General features: G+C 30.1%; 22 protein-coding genes. 18 read left to right on the top strand and 4 right to left on the bottom strand.

Annotated elements, in window-relative coordinates; translation table 11 throughout:
• Positions 1–6: 6 nt before the first annotated feature.
• The gene (locus J4403_02520) at positions 7–1,338 is read right to left on the bottom strand and encodes an ATP-binding protein (protein MBS3167056.1); all 1,332 of its coding nucleotides are present in this window, start codon (positions 1,336–1,338) and stop codon (positions 7–9) included.
• Positions 1,339–1,536: 198 nt separating this feature from the next.
• Between J4403_02520 and J4403_02515 the strand changes: the two genes are divergently transcribed.
• The 7 genes from J4403_02515 (at position 1,537) to J4403_02485 (ending at position 4,569) form a co-directional block, all read left to right on the top strand.
• Positions 1,537–1,842 (top strand): hypothetical protein, encoded by a 306-nt coding sequence (locus tag J4403_02515; protein ID MBS3167055.1) that lies wholly within the window; start codon positions 1,537–1,539, stop codon positions 1,840–1,842.
• Between the two features lie 124 nt (positions 1,843–1,966).
• Positions 1,967–2,209, top strand: a complete 243-nt coding sequence (locus tag J4403_02510; GenBank protein MBS3167054.1) for a DUF4190 domain-containing protein — start codon at positions 1,967–1,969, stop codon at positions 2,207–2,209.
• A gap of 55 nt (positions 2,210–2,264) precedes the next feature.
• Complete coding sequence (locus J4403_02505) at positions 2,265–2,480, top strand: TM2 domain-containing protein (GenBank protein ID MBS3167053.1); 216 nt, start codon at positions 2,265–2,267, stop codon at positions 2,478–2,480.
• Complete coding sequence (locus J4403_02500) at positions 2,468–2,893, top strand: DUF2752 domain-containing protein (GenBank protein MBS3167052.1); 426 nt, start codon at positions 2,468–2,470, stop codon at positions 2,891–2,893. The genes J4403_02505 and J4403_02500 overlap by 13 nt, the downstream gene beginning before the upstream one ends.
• A 113-nt stretch (positions 2,894–3,006) precedes the next feature.
• Positions 3,007–3,321 (top strand): cold shock domain-containing protein, encoded by a 315-nt coding sequence (locus J4403_02495; GenBank protein ID MBS3167051.1) that lies wholly within the window; start codon positions 3,007–3,009, stop codon positions 3,319–3,321.
• 85 nt (positions 3,322–3,406) lie between these two features.
• On the top strand, positions 3,407–4,243 hold the full coding sequence (locus tag J4403_02490; protein ID MBS3167050.1) for a zinc metalloprotease HtpX: 837 nt from the start codon (positions 3,407–3,409) through the stop codon (positions 4,241–4,243).
• Positions 4,240–4,569 (top strand): hypothetical protein, encoded by a 330-nt coding sequence (locus J4403_02485; GenBank protein MBS3167049.1) that lies wholly within the window; start codon positions 4,240–4,242, stop codon positions 4,567–4,569. Before J4403_02490 ends, J4403_02485 begins: the two co-directional genes overlap by 4 nt.
• Here the strand turns inward: J4403_02485 and J4403_02480 are convergent.
• Together J4403_02480 and J4403_02475 are read right to left on the bottom strand one after the other, a co-directional pair.
• Positions 4,566–5,759: a replication factor C large subunit gene (locus J4403_02480; protein ID MBS3167048.1), complete on the bottom strand. Its 1,194-nt coding sequence runs from the start codon at positions 5,757–5,759 to the stop codon at positions 4,566–4,568. The genes J4403_02485 and J4403_02480 overlap by 4 nt on opposite strands.
• Before the next feature lies 1 nt (position 5,760).
• Positions 5,761–6,711 carry a replication factor C small subunit gene (locus J4403_02475; GenBank protein ID MBS3167047.1) on the bottom strand — a complete coding sequence of 317 codons (951 nt, stop codon included), beginning with the start codon at positions 6,709–6,711 and terminating at the stop codon, positions 5,761–5,763.
• A gap of 172 nt (positions 6,712–6,883) precedes the next feature.
• On the opposite strand from J4403_02475, the gene J4403_02470 reads away from it, so the two are divergent.
• The 11 genes from J4403_02470 to J4403_02420 all read left to right on the top strand — a co-directional run bounded on the left by J4403_02470 (position 6,884) and on the right by J4403_02420 (position 15,764).
• Positions 6,884–7,429, top strand: coding sequence for a TATA-box-binding protein (locus J4403_02470; protein ID MBS3167046.1), 546 nt, complete (start codon positions 6,884–6,886; stop codon positions 7,427–7,429).
• 63 nt (positions 7,430–7,492) lie between these two features.
• Positions 7,493–9,508, top strand: coding sequence for a minichromosome maintenance protein MCM (locus J4403_02465; GenBank protein ID MBS3167045.1), 2,016 nt, complete (start codon positions 7,493–7,495; stop codon positions 9,506–9,508).
• A gap of 51 nt (positions 9,509–9,559) precedes the next feature.
• Positions 9,560–10,252, top strand: a complete 693-nt coding sequence (locus J4403_02460) for a hypothetical protein (GenBank protein MBS3167044.1) — start codon at positions 9,560–9,562, stop codon at positions 10,250–10,252.
• Positions 10,249–10,668 carry a translation initiation factor IF-2 subunit beta gene (locus tag J4403_02455; protein ID MBS3167043.1) on the top strand — a complete coding sequence of 140 codons (420 nt, stop codon included), beginning with the start codon at positions 10,249–10,251 and terminating at the stop codon, positions 10,666–10,668. Before J4403_02460 ends, J4403_02455 begins: the two co-directional genes overlap by 4 nt.
• Before the next feature lies 1 nt (position 10,669).
• On the top strand, positions 10,670–11,143 hold the full coding sequence (locus J4403_02450) for a hypothetical protein (GenBank protein ID MBS3167042.1): 474 nt from the start codon (positions 10,670–10,672) through the stop codon (positions 11,141–11,143).
• Position 11,144: 1 nt separating this feature from the next.
• On the top strand, positions 11,145–11,438 hold the full coding sequence (locus J4403_02445) for a DUF424 family protein (GenBank protein MBS3167041.1): 294 nt from the start codon (positions 11,145–11,147) through the stop codon (positions 11,436–11,438).
• Entirely contained in the window at positions 11,423–12,121 is a 699-nt protein-coding gene (locus tag J4403_02440; protein MBS3167040.1) for a hypothetical protein, read from the top strand. The genes J4403_02445 and J4403_02440 overlap by 16 nt, the downstream gene beginning before the upstream one ends.
• Before the next feature lie 44 nt (positions 12,122–12,165).
• Positions 12,166–12,510 (top strand): translation initiation factor eIF-1A, encoded by a 345-nt coding sequence (gene eif1A / locus J4403_02435; protein ID MBS3167039.1) that lies wholly within the window; start codon positions 12,166–12,168, stop codon positions 12,508–12,510.
• 1 nt (position 12,511) lies between these two features.
• Positions 12,512–13,045 carry an RNA-processing protein gene (locus tag J4403_02430; GenBank protein MBS3167038.1) on the top strand — a complete coding sequence of 178 codons (534 nt, stop codon included), beginning with the start codon at positions 12,512–12,514 and terminating at the stop codon, positions 13,043–13,045.
• 69 nt (positions 13,046–13,114) lie between these two features.
• Positions 13,115–14,713 (top strand): DNA topoisomerase VI subunit B, encoded by a 1,599-nt coding sequence (locus tag J4403_02425; protein MBS3167037.1) that lies wholly within the window; start codon positions 13,115–13,117, stop codon positions 14,711–14,713.
• Positions 14,682–15,764 carry a DNA topoisomerase IV subunit A gene (locus J4403_02420; GenBank protein ID MBS3167036.1) on the top strand — a complete coding sequence of 361 codons (1,083 nt, stop codon included), beginning with the start codon at positions 14,682–14,684 and terminating at the stop codon, positions 15,762–15,764. The genes J4403_02425 and J4403_02420 overlap by 32 nt, the downstream gene beginning before the upstream one ends.
• Before the next feature lie 2 nt (positions 15,765–15,766).
• On the opposite strand, the gene J4403_02415 is transcribed toward J4403_02420, so the two are convergent.
• The gene (locus J4403_02415; protein MBS3167035.1) at positions 15,767–16,540 is read right to left on the bottom strand and encodes a hypothetical protein; all 774 of its coding nucleotides are present in this window, start codon (positions 16,538–16,540) and stop codon (positions 15,767–15,769) included.
• Between the last annotated feature and the right edge of the window lie 6 nt (positions 16,541–16,546).

Below are 16,546 nucleotides of genomic sequence, written 5' to 3'. Positions count from 1 at the left end.
GTAAATTTAGAAGTCTAATCCCGCACCACGTTTAATTTTATGAACTGCACTTGGTGCTTCACCACCATGCCATGTTATTCTTGGACGTATTCTCATAGGAATTATTCTTTCTGAAGTATCATCCAATAAAACTGCTGCACCTGGCTCTCTTGGCAGATTATTGACTACATCGACTAAACCTTGACCCATGTAACTTTGCATAACTTCTCCAAGAGCGTCTATATCTTTTTTTGCTGTGATTCTATGGCTAATAACAATATCTGATTGGGTGATAACATCTGAATGTATTTTTCCTGGTTGTTGAGTTGCCAAAATCAATGAAATACCTGGTTGACGTCCTTCTCTTAGGATTGTTTTCAGTGCTGCTAAAGCAGGTGTAGTTCCTTTTGAAGGTAAAAATTCATGAGCTTCATCTATAACTAGCCATACTAAGGGCATTTTTTCTTTTGAAGTTAATTCTTCTTGAGTCTTAAAATAATCAAAGCCTCTTTGTACCATTTCTAATTCTTCGAATTTTCTCGATTTCATTCTATCTTCGAATAATTTTTCCGCAATTAAACCAATAACTAAAGATTTAACATTCCATCCACCTGGAAGAGTTGCATAACAACTTACATCGATGATAGAAACTTCTCCTGGTTTTGCGATGTTCTTTAACGATTCGGCATTAGAATTAAATAATCCCCATGATTGGGCTTCCATAAATAAATTGACTGCAATTCTTTTAACATCTTGATCAAAATCTGCTAAATTGACAGCTTTTATTACATCTTGTATTTCATAAACTTTCAATTCTTTTTTACATCTATGAATTACATTTTTTACTAAAACCCCTGCATCACTATGCTCTGGAATATCAAAAACATTACACCAATCTACCCCCATTAATTCTGAAGGTCTAATTCCGAATGAATAATCTGTTGGCATACCTTCATCTTGATATTTTTTAAAGTAACTATGAGGAGTATAAATATTTACATTAAGCCCTTTTGGTTCTAAATTCCATTTTGCCAGCATATCTTCATCTTTTTGATTTGCGTGTTTCATTGTCCAATAAACACCCATAGTATCAAGAATAACAAAACTTAGATTTTGACGAATATTTTCTGGAAGATCAATTATTCCTTCTGCGATTGCACCCATTGTATAACTTTTGCCAGAACCTCTTTTACCACAAATAAGGACAACATGACTTCTTGCTACATCTAGAAATAAATTATTACTTAGAGAAACTTCACGACCCATTTTTACATAAGTTTTTCCTATGAAAACTGTACCTTCATTTTGAAATTTATCAAAATCTGATTTTGATCTGCCAATAACAATATCATAAGACATATTTTTAATTTAGTTAAGGTTTTTATTAAAGGTTTCTATAATTTAGTAAATGATTAGATTGAATTATAATATCAAATGCTTTTAAATTAGGATATAAAAAGAATTAAGTCATTTACTAACCCTAAAACGGCAGATTATATACTAAATTATATTGCTAATTTAGATACTTTTAAATATATAATCTCGTTTAGAGGAATAATGGTACAAGTAAATAATTCAAATATAAGTGGAGAATCTAATAGTTTAGGAATCGTCAGTCTTGTTCTGGGAATTTTAAGTATTGTTATTAATTTTGTAATTCCTGTTATAGGAATAATACTTGGAATTGTTGGAATAGTCTTGGCAGTTAAGCAAAAACGTAGAGCTCCAAATGGAATTGCAACAGGTGGTTTAATAACGAGTATTGTTGGATTAGTAATTTCAACAATCTATGCTGTAATTGTTATCATTGCTATTGTAGCAGTGGCTTCAGCATTTGCGTCTATTGCAAGTTCGGCAGCTTAAGATTTAATTTTGAATAAGTTTAAATATTCTGAGATTTATTTAGTTTTAGATGGCAAAAGTTAAGTCTATTTCAAAAAAGTCCAAAAAGTCCATTTCAAAAGTTAAACCAAATACTGCTAACGGAATGGGTGTTTCTAGTTTAGTTTTGGGGATTATTAGTCTTTTTTTAACTGTTTTAGGGATTCCAATTATAGGTATAATTTTAGGAATCTTGGGAATTATTTTTTCGAAAAAACAAAAGAAAATTTTTCCAAATGGAATTCAGCAAGCAGGATATATAACAAGTATAGTTAGTTTAGTTATTTCATCAATTTATTCAGTATTTATAATTTTAATAATTCTTATTTCTGTCCTGTTTATTAAGTAAGATTTATATATCCCCTTCTTTTAAATTACTTAAAGTAAATTAAAGGAGGCTGACAATGGCAGACGGAACAGTTAAGCAAGTTAATTGGACATTAGCTTTAATTATGTCAATATTTTTTGGCTATTTAGGTATTGATAGATTTATTATGGGACATGTATGGCAAGGAGTATTAAAATTAATAACTCTTGGTGGTTGTGGAATTTGGTCTATAATAGATATAATTTTAATTGCAACCAAACATCCTTTCCAGAATATTGAATGGGTAAGTTGATATTTAAAAAATTGAAGAGGGTTAAAACCCTCTTTTTAGAATTTTTAAGTTTTAGTTCTCCAAGAGCAATAGTTTTTAATTTGTTATTTATTCTTATATTTTTAAGAGTTTTACCCTTAAAATTGCTTGAGAATGGCCCAAGATTATGTGTTTTTAGTAGGATTTTGGAGCTAATCTATAGAGGGAATTGTCCTACCAGTGGTTTATTTTCTGGGTGTGCATGTCCTTCATGTGGGTTAACAAGAGGTATTGCTCATCTGTTAAGGGGTGATTTAATTAGTGCTTATACCTTGAATAAGGGGGTTATTTTAGTGTTTTTGGTTATTTTAATAGCAATTATATGGAATTTAATATTATTTTTGAGACAGAGGAAGGCAAAAAAACCCAAAGTTTTAAAAAGAAAGGGTAATTAAAATCCATAAAATAATATGAAAGTAAGATATATGAGCATGATTTTCTGATAAGATATATTGTTCAAAAACTGCTTTGATATTGTTTTAAAGTAAAATTTGGAGGAAGATTAAAAATGGAAGGAACAGTAAAATGGTTTGATAGAAAGAAAGGCTATGGTTTTATAGCTAGTGAAGATGGAGAAGATTATTTCGTACACTATACTTCTCTACCGAAAGGATCATTTTTGAGAGAAAATGATGTGGTCTCATTTGAGTCAGTTGAAACTGATAAAGGTAAACAAGCTAAAAATGTAACCATCAAAATGATGGGTAGTGCTGCAAACAAAACTGGTGGCGGAAAAAGCTTTAAAAAAGAATCTAAGAACGAAGAAGAAAGCGAAGATTTCGGCGAAGACGAAGAACAACAATACGACGACGAAGCAGCTTAAGAATTGTGAAAAGATTTAATTAAACTTCTTATTTTTTTATTTTTTTAATAGAAAATGTTTTAAACTTAACTCTCTTAATTAGATTATGATAAAAAATCAATTAAAAACTGTGTTATTTTTAGGAATATTAACTGGTTTGTTATTGTTAGTTGGAAGTTTCTTTGGAAAAACGGGATTGACAATTGCAATTATATTTGTTTGTTTGATGAATTTTGTAACTTATTGGTTTTCTGATAAAATTGTTTTGTTTATGTATGGTGCAAAGGAAATTGAAAAGAAAGGCAAAATTTACGAATTAGTTAAAGAAGTTGCTAAAGATACTGGAGTTCCTATTCCTAGAATATTTATGATTAATCAACAGTATGCAAATGCTTTTGCAACTGGGAGAGATCCAAAACATGCTTCAATTGCATTTACTAAAGGAATTTTAGATTTTTTGAGTGATGAGGAATTAAAAGGAGTAATTGCACATGAAATGGCTCATGTTAAAAATAGAGACATTTTAATTTCTACTATTGCAGCAACTATTGCCGGTGTGATTTCATATGCTGCGATGATGGCAAGATATGCTGCAATTTTTGGTATGGGTGGAAGAGATAGAGATAATAATATTATGGGTATGATTATTATGGCTATTGTTGCACCAATAATTGCAATGTTTATTCAATTAGCAATTTCACGTTCAAGAGAGTATTTGGCTGATGAAACTGGAGCTAGAAATATTAAAAATCCTAAGGCTTTGGCAAGTGCTTTGAAAAAGTTAACAGATGCAGTTGAAGTTCATCCTATAAAAAATAAGAATACTGCAACTGCGCATATGTTTATTGTAAATCCCTTTACTGCTAAAGGCTTTTTTACTTTACTTTCTACACATCCACCTTTGGATGAAAGAGTAAAAAGATTGAACGAGATGAAAATATGAATTTAAAACAATTTTTAAAACCTAATTTGTGGAAAATTGTTTTAATTTTAATTATATTGCTTTTAGTAACTTTAATTCCCTTATTTCCTGAAACTGCGCAGAGCTTAATGCCAAGATGTTGCAATGCTCCAATTGAGATTAGATGTGACTGCTCTTTAATTTCTCCGATAGCTTATGCATTTGTAGCTTCAACTTTTACTTATTGTGCTGAAAGTTTTGGGGTGGAAGATAGCACCCTATTTGTCTATATGCTTAGTGTTTTGATAATTTCGTATTTAATTTCTTGCGGCATTGTTGAATTTGTTAAGAAAGTTAAAAAGAACTAATATTCTTTAAGCAACCATTCTTTTTCTTCGGGTTCAAGTTCTAGTTCTTGTGCTGTGACTTCTGTTGAATAGAATTTTAAATAAGGCATCATTTCTGTTAGGGATTTACTTGTTGAAAGATGAAGGGCTTTTGCAAGTTTTTGAGCGATTGCACGTTTTTTTGCATACCTTTGTTTTGCAATCCACATTTTTAAAATTCTTGTTGGTCTTTGATACATAACAATCCTTTCAGATTTTTTATTTTTAGAAACTGCAACTCCTGAGCTCATTAAAAGAATTTGATAAATCATAAATCTCCAGTGTTGCCATCTTGAGATTCTTCCTTTAAAGACATCTGCTTTACTTAACGAATCATAGGCTTTTTTTAGTGATTCTCCTGAATATTCATAAGGTAAAGATTCATCTATCCAAAGCATACACTCATCAAAATCTACATCTAAATTATCTGTTAATCTTGAGATAATTGCTATATCTTTGCTTTTGAAAATAACTTTTAATAAATCTTTAACACTATTTGATAAGTCTCTTTCACCTAAGGAGTTTAATTCATCTAGGGTAATTTTATTTAAACTTAAAACTTGTAAATCATTTAATAAAGCTCTTAAGTCTGAGCCAAAACTTCTTGCAAGCATGCTTAGAGCATTTTCTTCGTAGCTGAAAGATTCTTTTTCAGCTATTTGTTTTAAGAATTTTAAAATATCTTCATGTTTTAATTTTTCTAGTTCTAAAGTGATACTACTTTTCTTTAAATCTTTTATTTTCTTTTCTTCTGTATCTGTGATTGTACAAATAATTGGGAAAGTTGATTTTTTTGAGATATTAATTAATTCAGTAATACATCCTCTATCTTGCAATCCTGAAATTGTATCTAAATCGTCTAAGAAGATTATTTTTCCTGTGAAAAATAGACTTTGTTGTGTAATTGCGTTCCCAATTACATTCTTAATATCTTCTTTACTTCTAAAATCAGAAGAATTTAATTCAACTAATTCTAAGTTTAGTTCTTTTGCAAGTAAGTATACTAATAAAGTTTTTCCAGAGCCTGTTGGGCCTGCAAGAAGGATAATTTTTTTAGGTTCATATTTATAATTTGAAATAAATTTTTTAAGATTTTCAAATTGTGATTTTTGGCTTATTAATTCTTTAGAAGATGCAGGTGTATATTTTCCATGTAATGTTTTTTTTAACATTTTATTTAGTTTGAGTAAAATTAGCTAATAAGGATTCTAGTTGTAAAAACTCGTCTGAACCTTCTACAAGCCTGAATTCTATATCTCCACATTTATCAATTAATTTCATTTTATGCTCATTAGTAATATTAAGGTTTAGAATTTCTTGTTGTATTTGTTTAATAACATCTACACCACTTAGACCATGATTCAGCATGACATCTAATAATAAATTTCTTGCACCAATAAAATCATTTGAAATTGCTTTTTCTAAAACTGCAAGAATTTCTTTTGGGCGAGCAATACTTACTATTTCATAAATTGCCGTTTCATCAATATCTTTATTCATTGCTGCACAACTTTGCAAAATATTTTCTAATCTTCTTGCATCACCGCCAGAAATTTCTATTAAGGTATTTTTTGCATCTTCAGTAATGTGCATTTCTTCTTTATGAGCAATATGATTTATAATTTTTAATATAGCATTTTTATCTAAGGGTTTAAATCTAAAAATTGTGCATCTTGATTGGATTGGCTCTATAATTTTACTTGAATAATTACAACTTAAGATAAATCTACATGTTGCAGTATAAGATTCCATTGTCCTTCTTAGTGCTTGTTGTGCTTCTTTTGTTAGACTATCACATTCGTCAAGATAAATAATTTTGAAGGGAACATCTCCAATTGCTTTTGTTCTTGCAAAATCTTTTACTTTTACTCTTACAGTATCGATTCCACGATCATCTGAAGCATTTAATTCTAAGAAATTGTGATTCCAAGCCTCACCAAATAATTTTCTTGCAATAACTAAAGATAAAGTTGTTTTACCTATGCCTGCTGGACCTGCAAATAACATATGGGGCATGTTTTTTTGTTCAACAAATGCTTTGACACGTTCAACTATTTTTTCTTGGCCTGCGATTTCATTGAAGTCTTTTGGCCTATACTTTTCAGTCCATATACTAGAAATCATAGCTATTTTTTATGATAGAAGATATAAAAATATATAGGGTTTAGAGTGTATATTTTCGATTTTGCTTAAATAGGGGTCATTTTATGGGGTTTTAAAGCTGTATAAACCACAATCATAGTCTTTAAATATTTTACCCCCTTTATAAATGAAAAGAATAATTGGGGGTTAAAAAATGGTTAAAAAGGAGATTAAAATTCAGAATATTGTTGCTTCTGCTTCATTAGAGCATGATGTACCTTTAATAAAACTTGCCGAGGCATTACCAAATACAGAGTATAATCCTGAACAATTCCCAGGATTAGTTATGAGAATAAGAGAGCCTAAGACAAGTGCATTAATCTTTAGTTCAGGTAATATTGTTTCAACTGGTGCAAAATCTATGAAAAAGGTTAAAGAATCAGTTGATGCTATTATAAAGAATTTAGCTAAAATTAATATAAAAATAAAGATAGAACCGGTTATAAAAATTCAAAATATGGTTGCTTCTGGAGATATTGGTATTGATTTAAATTTAAACTCTTTAGCTATGGAGTTAGAGAATACAGAGTATGAACCAGAGCAGTTTCCAGGGTTAGTTTATAAATTACCTGGAACAAGAGCTACTTTTTTATTATTTAGTAATGGAAAAATAGTTTGCACAGGAACAAGGTCAGAAGCTAAGTTAAACGAAGCGGTAGACAAACTGATTGAGAATTTAAAGCAAATAGGTAAAGCTTAAATTCTTAAACTTTTTTCTTTTTTTAGGTTGTAGTTTTTTGTATATTTAGAAGAGGGGGGTTAAATGGAGTCATCAGAACAAATAGAAAAGTTTCAAGGGTTTGTAGAATCTACTTATTCTAAAGATTTAGCTGAAGCTGTTGAAAAAGGCCATAGGTGTTTAAATTTAGATTTTCAAGAGTTGATGAGATATGATGTTGAATTAGCTGAAGCATTATTAAATAGTCCTGAAGATTTGATACAAGCTGCTGAAATTGCAATAAGTCAGTTTGATTTTGTAAAATCTAATATTAGAGCAAGATTTAAGAATTTACCTGAGTCACAATATGTGGCTGTAAGAGATATAAGATCAAAACATCTTTCCAAATTTATTTCTATAGAAGGTATAGTAAGACAAGCGTCTGATGTTAGACCTCAAGTAGTTACTGCAAAATTTGAATGTCCTTCATGTGGAAATACAATTTCAGTTTTACAATTGGATTCAAGATTTAAAGAACCATTTAGATGTTCATGTGGAAGAAAAGGAAAATTTAAATTATTGTCTAAGGATTTAGTTGATGCTCAGAGATTAGTTGTTGAAGAAGCTCCAGAAAATTTAGAAGGTGGAGAACAACCAAAAAGACTTTCTGTTTTCTTAAAAGAAGATTTAGTTGAACCTAAGATGGAAAAGAAGACAACTCCCGGTTCAAAAATACTTGTTATGGGTGTTGTAAAAGAAGTTCCTATAATATTATCTACCGGTGCACAATCAACAAGATATGATTTAGCAATGGATGCTAATTTTATTGAACCAATACACGAAGATTTTTCAGAAGTTAATTTGTCTCCTGAAGATATAGTTAGAATAAAAGAAATGGCGGCTGATCCTAAAGTAATAGAAAATTTAGTTGGTGCTATAGCTCCTTCTATTTATGGACATGAAAAAGTGAAAGAAGCAATTACTTTATTATTGTTTGGTGGTGTGAAAAAAACAAGACCCGATAGAACTTCAGTAAGGGGAGATATTCATATTTTATTAGTCGGAGATCCAGGAGCAGCAAAATCTTCTATGTTAACTTTTGTTGCTAAGGCTGCACCCAAAGCAAGATATATTGCTGGAAGATCTGCATCTGGTGCAGGTATAACTGCTAGTGTTGTGAAAGATGAATTTATGAGGGGATGGGCTTTGGAAGCAGGTGCTATGGTATTAGCAAATAAAGGTATATTATGTTTAGATGAAATGGATAAGATGAGCGATGAAGATACTTCTGCTTTGCATGAAGCTATGGCTCAGCAACAAATTAGTATATCTAAAGCAAATATTCAAGCTACATTAAGAGCAGAAACCACTGTTTTAGCAGCTGCAAATCCTAAGTTAGGAAGATTCGATCCTTTTGCACCAATTGCTTCTCAGATTAGTTTACCTCCTGCATTAATTAATAGATTTGATTTAATTTTTCCAATAAGAGATTTACCTAATAAAGAAGTTGATGAAAGAATTGCACAACATGTTTTAAATATTCATCAAGATGCTACAACTATGAATATAACTGTGGATACGCAAACTTTAAGAAAATATATTGCTTATACTAAACAACATATTAATCCAAGATTAAGTGATGGTGCGATTGATGAAATAAAATCTTTTTATGTTGCCTTAAGAAATTCTGGAAGTTCAAGCGAAAGAGATATAAAGCCAATTCCAATTTCAGCAAGACAATTAGAATCTTTAGTAAGAATGGCTGAAGCTGCTGCAAGAATAAGGTTATCTGATAGTGTGACAAGAGCAGATGCAAAGAGAGCAGTTGAATTACTAAAACATTGTTTGTTACAAGTTGGTGTTGATCCAGAAACTGGACAAATTGATATTGATAGAATTTCAACTGGAATGAGTAGTTCTCAGAGAGGAAAAATAATTTCTGTAAGAGAGATTATTAATGATTTAGAATCAAAATATGGAAAAACAATTCCAATAGAAGATGTAATGTCTGAAGCTGCTGAAAGAGGACTGACTGCAGATAAAATAGAAGAGGCTATTGAAAAACTGAAAAGATCGGGTGATCTTTATGAGCCAAAGAAAGGTTTCTTGGCTAAGATATAGAGGTTAAATTTCCAAAGATATATAAATCTTTAAGGGGTTTTTAGGGTTAAAATGGCAGAAATGCAAGGTTTTCAGGAAAATGGACAAACCGGACAAGGTAGACAAGTTGCTTACAAAGTAAGTATTAAAGACTTGCTTGAAGGACAGTATTTTGTTCAAGAAGGGTGGAATCCTAACTATATTTTAACTAAAAATAGAAGAAAAATATCTAGGGCAAATATAATAGCAACTGTAACTGATAAGAGAGAAGGTGAAAATTTCTGTTCTTTGACTATAGATGATAGTACAGGTAATATCAATGCAACTGTTTTTGCAGAAAATGTTCACATATTAAAAGATAAAAATCCCGGAGATTTGATTTTAATTGTAGGAAGACCAAGAGTAAACAATAATCAAACAGTTTTAATTGTAGAAATTGCAAGAAAGTTAGAACCTGAATGGGCCAAACTAAGAAAATTAGAATTAGAAGCAATTAGTAAAGAAGTGAAACCTGTGGAAGAAGAAGTTAAAATAAACCAAGCTCCAAAATCTTTTGAAGAAGAGATTATTCAGGATATGAATGTTCAAGAAGTTTCAGAAAGACAAAAAATGGTTAATATAATTAACAACTTAGATAAAGGAGAAGGTGCACCAACTGAGATAGTTGTGAAACACTTTGGAAATAATGCTGATGCTTTAATTCAGGAATTATTAAAAGAAGGAGAAATATTCGAAATTAAACCAGGGAGATTGAAAGTATTATGAAAAAATCTGATGATTATGAATCTATGTTAAGTGAAGGTTTAGAACAATTACCTGCATCTGTAAAAACTAAAAGTAGATTTGAGATGCCCAAAGTTACTGGGCATGTGGAAGGTAATAAAACCATAGTAAGTAATTTTTTTCAGATTGCAAAAGCGTTGAATGTTGATTCAAAACATTTAATGAAATATTTACAAAGAGAGTTAGCTGCGCCATCAGTTATAGATGGGCAAAGAGTGGTATTTACAAGGAAATTGAGTTCAAGTATGATAAATCAAAAATTACAAGATTATGCAGATTTATTTGTTTTATGTCATGTTTGTAAGAAACCTGATACTAAGATAGAATCTGAAAATGGGGTTCAGTTTTTAATTTGTACTGCTTGCGGTGCTAAGTCACCTATAAAAGCCAAAATTTAAGATGAATATAGAAGAAGAGTATAAATCTTTGAAAGAAAAGTATTCTAACTTGCCTAAATATAAAGATATTAATGATGAATTTGAAATTGGTGCGTTAAAAGAAGAAAGAATTGTGTTGTTGCCAAGGACAATTTTAAGGATTATGCTTTCAAATGTTAGTAACTATATTTCTATGATTGAACCTGCGATAAATATGACTTCTGGTTCTTTGCATACTATGATTGAAGCAAAGCACATTTCAGATGAAAACAAGAAAGAGATGTTTAAGCATTATAAAGATTTATCTAAACTCATTCATGAAGGTATTTATGCTGAAATGGGTGATGAGAAAGAGACTATTAATTTTATAATCAAACTGTGGAAATCTTGGAAAGAATTAAAACAAAAACAAAAGAATTATTTAAAAGAAATAATTTCTGCATGGTCTGCAGAGGATGATTTTGAGAAACAAAGAGAAACAGGATATACTGGTTAAGATGATATTAATAAAAAGGCATAGAACTCCGACAAGAACTATTGCTGCTTTATGTGATAAAGAGTTAGTTGGTAAAACTTTTGAAGATGCAGATAAAAGATTAGAAGTTAGCAAAAGGTTTTATGGGGATAAAGAAGCTGGAGAAAAAGAAATGTTAAGAATTTGCGAAGGTGCTGATGATATTAATTTTGTTGGTAAGGAATCTGTAGATTTTGCAGTTAAAAACAATTATATAGAGAAAGGTAATATTATGGTAATTAAAGGGGTGCCTTACGCTATATGCATAAAGATGTAAAATTTAGGAAAATCTGTGCTAAGTGTGGAATTTCTGAGGCAGAAGATATTAATTTTATTGAGGGAATTTGTGAAAAGTGTTTTTTAGAGAAAAATTCTATTATAAGTTTGTTTAAACAGGCTAAGATTATTGTTTGCATGAAATGCAAGATGTATTTTGAATATGATCATTGGGAGAAGTTTAAGGATCTTGAAGAAGTTGTTGAAAAAAAAATAAAAATTAAACCTCAAACTGATTTTGAAATTGTAAAAACTAAAATTGAATTATTACCTAAAATTAAACCGAATCATATTTCTATAAATATTACTGCAAGAAAAGGAAATAGTAAAATAGTTCAGGATTTTGAATTCCCTCTTGAGGTGGAGTATAGAAATTGTCCTTTATGTGCGAGGGCAGGTTCTGATTATTTCGAAGCTATTTTACAAATAAGGCCAAAAAATAAGGCGGTGAAAAATTTTGTAGATGCGGAAATTAAAATTTTAGATTATAAAATTACAAGGGAAGATGAATTGAAAGAAGGTTATGATTTATATTTTGTTAGAAAGAGAGACGCTTTCAATTTGATTAGAAAATTAAAAGAAGAGTTTGAAGGCGAGGTTAAAAATTCTAGAACTTTGCATGGTAAAGATAGAAATGGTAAGTTAAGTTATAGATCTACATTCTTATTTAGAGTAAAAGAGTAATTTCTAAGCAAAGCTTTATAAAATCATGTGCTGAAAATAGGTTTATGTCTAAGAAAAAGGAACAAGAGGAACAAGAGCAACAAGCACAGGAAGAGATTAGTAGAGTTAGAATTCCAAGAGGAAACGAAACTATAGGTATCTTAGAGAGTAGACTTGGTTCTTCAAGAACAAGGGTTAGATGCCTAGATGGTAAAACAAGAGTATGCAGAATACCGGGAAGATTAAAAAGAAAATTGTGGGTGAGAGAAGGAAATGTTGTTTTAGTCGAGCCATGGGAATATGGTGGAGATGAGAAAGGAGATATTATATTTAAGTATAGACCAACACAAATTGCTTGGCTTAAAAGGAAAGAATTTATTAAAGAGTTAGAAGTTGAAGAAGAGTTCTAAAATGCTTATAGAGTATAATGTCAAAATCCCGAAAGAGAGAATAGCTGTTCTTATTGGGAAACAAGCAGAGATTAAGAAAAGATTAGAAAAAAGAACGAAAATAAAAATAACTGTTGATTCTGAGAGTGGAGATGTTGATTTTGATTCTGATGATGCTGTGAAATCATTAGTTTTAGAAAATGTAATAAAAGCAATTGGTAGAGGTTTTAATCCTGAGATTGCAGAAATTTTATTTAATGAAGATTTTTGTTTTGATATTATTAATTTAAAAGATTATGTTAAAACTAAGAATGATTTTGCAAGAATAAAATCTAGATTAATAGGAAGAAATGGCGGGGCAAGAGAAAATTTAGAAAGGCTTTCAAACACTAATATTTCTGTTTATGGAAAAACTGTTGCCATAATTGCAAGATTTGATAGAATTGTGTATACAAGAGAAGCTTTAATTTCTTTAATTACTGGTGCACCACACGCCCATGTATATGAATATCTAGAAAAAGTAAATCATAAATTAGAGCAAGGAAAAGAACTTTAGTTTTTAAACTATTTTCTAATTTTCACAAGATTTATAAACATCTTTCTTTCTCTGAGTGGTGGAAGATAAATGGCTGAGATAAAAATAAAAGCAGAGGAGTTAGCAAAGAAGCAACAGAGTATTAGTGTTTCTGATTTTTTTACTAGAAATAGACATCTTTTGGGTTTTGATAATCCTAGAAAAGCTCTTTTAACAGCTATTAAAGAGGCTGTAGATAATGCTTTAGACGCTGCTGAAGAAATGGGTGTTTTACCAAGTGTGAGTATTGTTGTTAAACAAGTCGGAGAAAACAAATTTATAGTTATAGTTGAAGACAATGGTCCTGGAATTGTCAAGGAACAGATTCCCCATATTTTTGCAAGATTATTATATGGAAGTAAATTTCATAAACTTGCACAATCAAGAGGACAGCAAGGTATAGGTATATCTGCAACTGTTTTGTATGGACAACTTACTACTGGAAAACCTGCAAAAATAATTTCAAGAATTTCTGAAAAGAAACCAGCACATTATTATGAATTATTTATTGATACTTCTACAAATATGCCAAAGATAGTAAAAGAGTATGAAGTTGAATATGATAAACCTCATGGAACAAGAGTTGAAATTGAGTTAGAAGGTATTTATCAGAAAGGTGTAAGATCTATTGATGAATATTTAAAACAAACTGCAATTGCAAACCCGCATGTTGAAATTAATTATATTAATCCTGATAAAGAGCAAGTAAGATATCCGAGAGCAACTAATGAAAAACCCGCGCAACCTATTGAAATAAAACCTCATCCTTATGGTATTGAATTAGGAATTTTAATTAAAATGTTGCATAATACTTCTGCAAGAACATTACAAAGTTTTTTGACCGGAGATTTTTGTAGAGTTGGTGCTGTTTCTGCTAAGGAAATATGTGAAAAAGCAAAATTAGATACTTCAATGAAGCCTTCTGTAATTACAAGAGATCAAGCAGAAGCAATCATGAACGCAATTAAAACTACAAAAATAAGTGCTCCTCCAACTGATTGTATAGTTCCAATTGGTCAGGAATTATTAGAAAAAGGTTTGAAAAAAGAGATTTCAGCTGACTTTTATTGTTCTACTACGAGGTCACCTTCTGTTTATAGGGGTAATCCTTTTGTTATTGAAGCTGCACTAGCTTATGGTGGGCAGATAGACAAAGAAGGCCAAGTTCAAATTATCAGGTTTGCAAATAAAGTTCCTTTGCAATATCAAGCTGGAGCTTGTGCTATCTCTAAAATGATTGGAGAGGTAAATTGGAAACCTTATGGTTTACAACAGTCCGGAAGTAATACTCCTATTGGCCCAGTAGTTGTTGTAGTACATATGTGTTCAGTTTGGGTACCATTTACATCTGAAAGTAAAGAAGCAATTGCCCATTATCCTGAAATAATGGATGAAATAAAATTAGCATTACAAGAGTGTGGAAGAAAATTAGGAATTTATATTCATAAAAATATTAGAGCAAAAGAACATAAGGCTAAAATTGGTTTATTTGAAAAATATATTCCAGAATTAGCAGGTTCGTTATCAGAATTAACTGGCGAGCAAAAGCAACAACTAATTGATCATTTACAAAAATTATTAAAGAAAAATTTACCTTCGTTAGAAATGGAGACTCCAAATGGTGGAAATCAAAGCACGGGAAAAGCTTGAAAATTTAGGAAAGAAAGTAGTACAGAAAATAAAACAAGGAGAAAATCCTTATATAGATGTACCTATAAGAGCTTTATCTAATGTTGATTATAATCAGAAAACTCAAAAATTACAATTAGGAGACAAAAGTGCGAAAAGATTTTTCTTAAATGTTGCTCATGCTAAAAAGTTTTTACAAACTTTTGAAGTTGCTTCTATTGCGCATGATTTGTTGGATAAGAAAAAACATGCTAGTCTTAGAGATGTTTTCTACATGGCTAAAAGAACTATTCCAGGAACTAATGTTAATTTAGTTGACGATCAAACTGAAACTGATGCAACTATAGAAGATTTAGAATTATTATCTGATTGTTCAAGAGAACAATTACATATTAATGCTAATAAAAATGGTTCTGTAGCTGGTAAAGTTATAATCGAAGATTTAGGAGATAGTATTGATTGGAGTAGATTAGGTTCTGGTGGTTGGTCTATTCCTTCTAATGTTGAAGATATAAAATTCAAAAAAGTTGAAGCAAAATATATACTTTATATGGAAAAGGCAGCAGTATGGGAAAGATTGCATGAAGATAAATATTGGGAAAAACAAAAATGTATAATTATGTCTTCGCAAGGACAAACTACTAGAGGTATTAGAAGGTTACTTTCAAGATTACATGATGAATTTAAACTTCCTATTTATGTATTAACAGATTTTGATCCATGGGGATTTTATATTTATTCTGTTATGAAATTTGGTTCAATTAGTTTGGCACATATTTCTGAGAGTCAGGCTATATCTGATATAAGGTTCCTAGGTATAACTGGAGAAGATATAACTAAGTATGGTTTGCAGAAACATCTCATCAAGATGAATGATAATGATTTAAAGAGATTAGATCAAATTGCTAAGTATGAATGGTTTGAGAAGAACAAATTATGGCAGAAGCAGTTTGCAATAATGAAGCAATTGAAGGCTAAAGCAGAAATTCAAGCTTTATCTTCAAGAGGTATTAGTTTCATTTCTGAGAAGTATTTACCTGAAAAGATAAAGAATGAAGACTTTTTAGATTAATATTAAGTTGTTAATAAATTATATGGTAAGATTATGTCTCCGTTTCTGAATATTTTTTTAAAAGTGTTTAAATTTTCATAGACTTTTGTGAAATGCTTTTCAAAATAATTTATTTCAGTTGTGTAAGCTGATGGTCTTCTTCCTGCGTTTGATTGATCTATATATTTTATTGTTGTATCAATCATTTCTTTAAGACTATTTAATGAAATTTTTTCAGCTTTTACTTCCTTACTTAACATCCCTAAATCTAATAGTTTATAGATTGTTTTATAATATTCTATAATTAATAAAGCATATTTTGTGAAACAAGTTTTTGAAAGTCCTGCTAATTCGTTGTATATTAATTTATTACTTAAAAGTTTTTGGTTGGTTTCTTTAAATTGTTGATAATTTAAATATGCTAGTGAAGTTTCATTAAAAGCACCCCTAAACTCAACGATATTATTTAAGGCCGAATTTTTAAGATAATCTAGCATTGCTCTTAATTGAGAACCTATTTTTTCAATTGAAGTTATTGTTAAAATCCTTTTTACTTCTTTTTGAACCCGAGATAATTCATTTGCACGAAAGATGGTTCCAATTGCTCTTTCGGTTATGCTTACTTCAGTTTCTAAGATTGTTTTAATACCTTTTAAATTATCTGCATCTTTATAATTTTCATTTTGATTTGCTGAACTTAATTCATTTACGAATTTAACCAACGCTTTAGAAATTTCTTCGTTGGAATTATTTATTTTTTTAATTGCTTTTGATATATCTACTATTGGAATTTCCATAGAATA

This window comes from Candidatus Woesearchaeota archaeon (assembly GCA_018302225.1).
Lineage (GTDB): Archaea > Nanobdellota > Nanobdellia > SCGC-AAA011-G17 > JAGVZY01 > JAGVZY01.
This window is presented reverse-complemented; position numbering and strand designations above follow the sequence as displayed.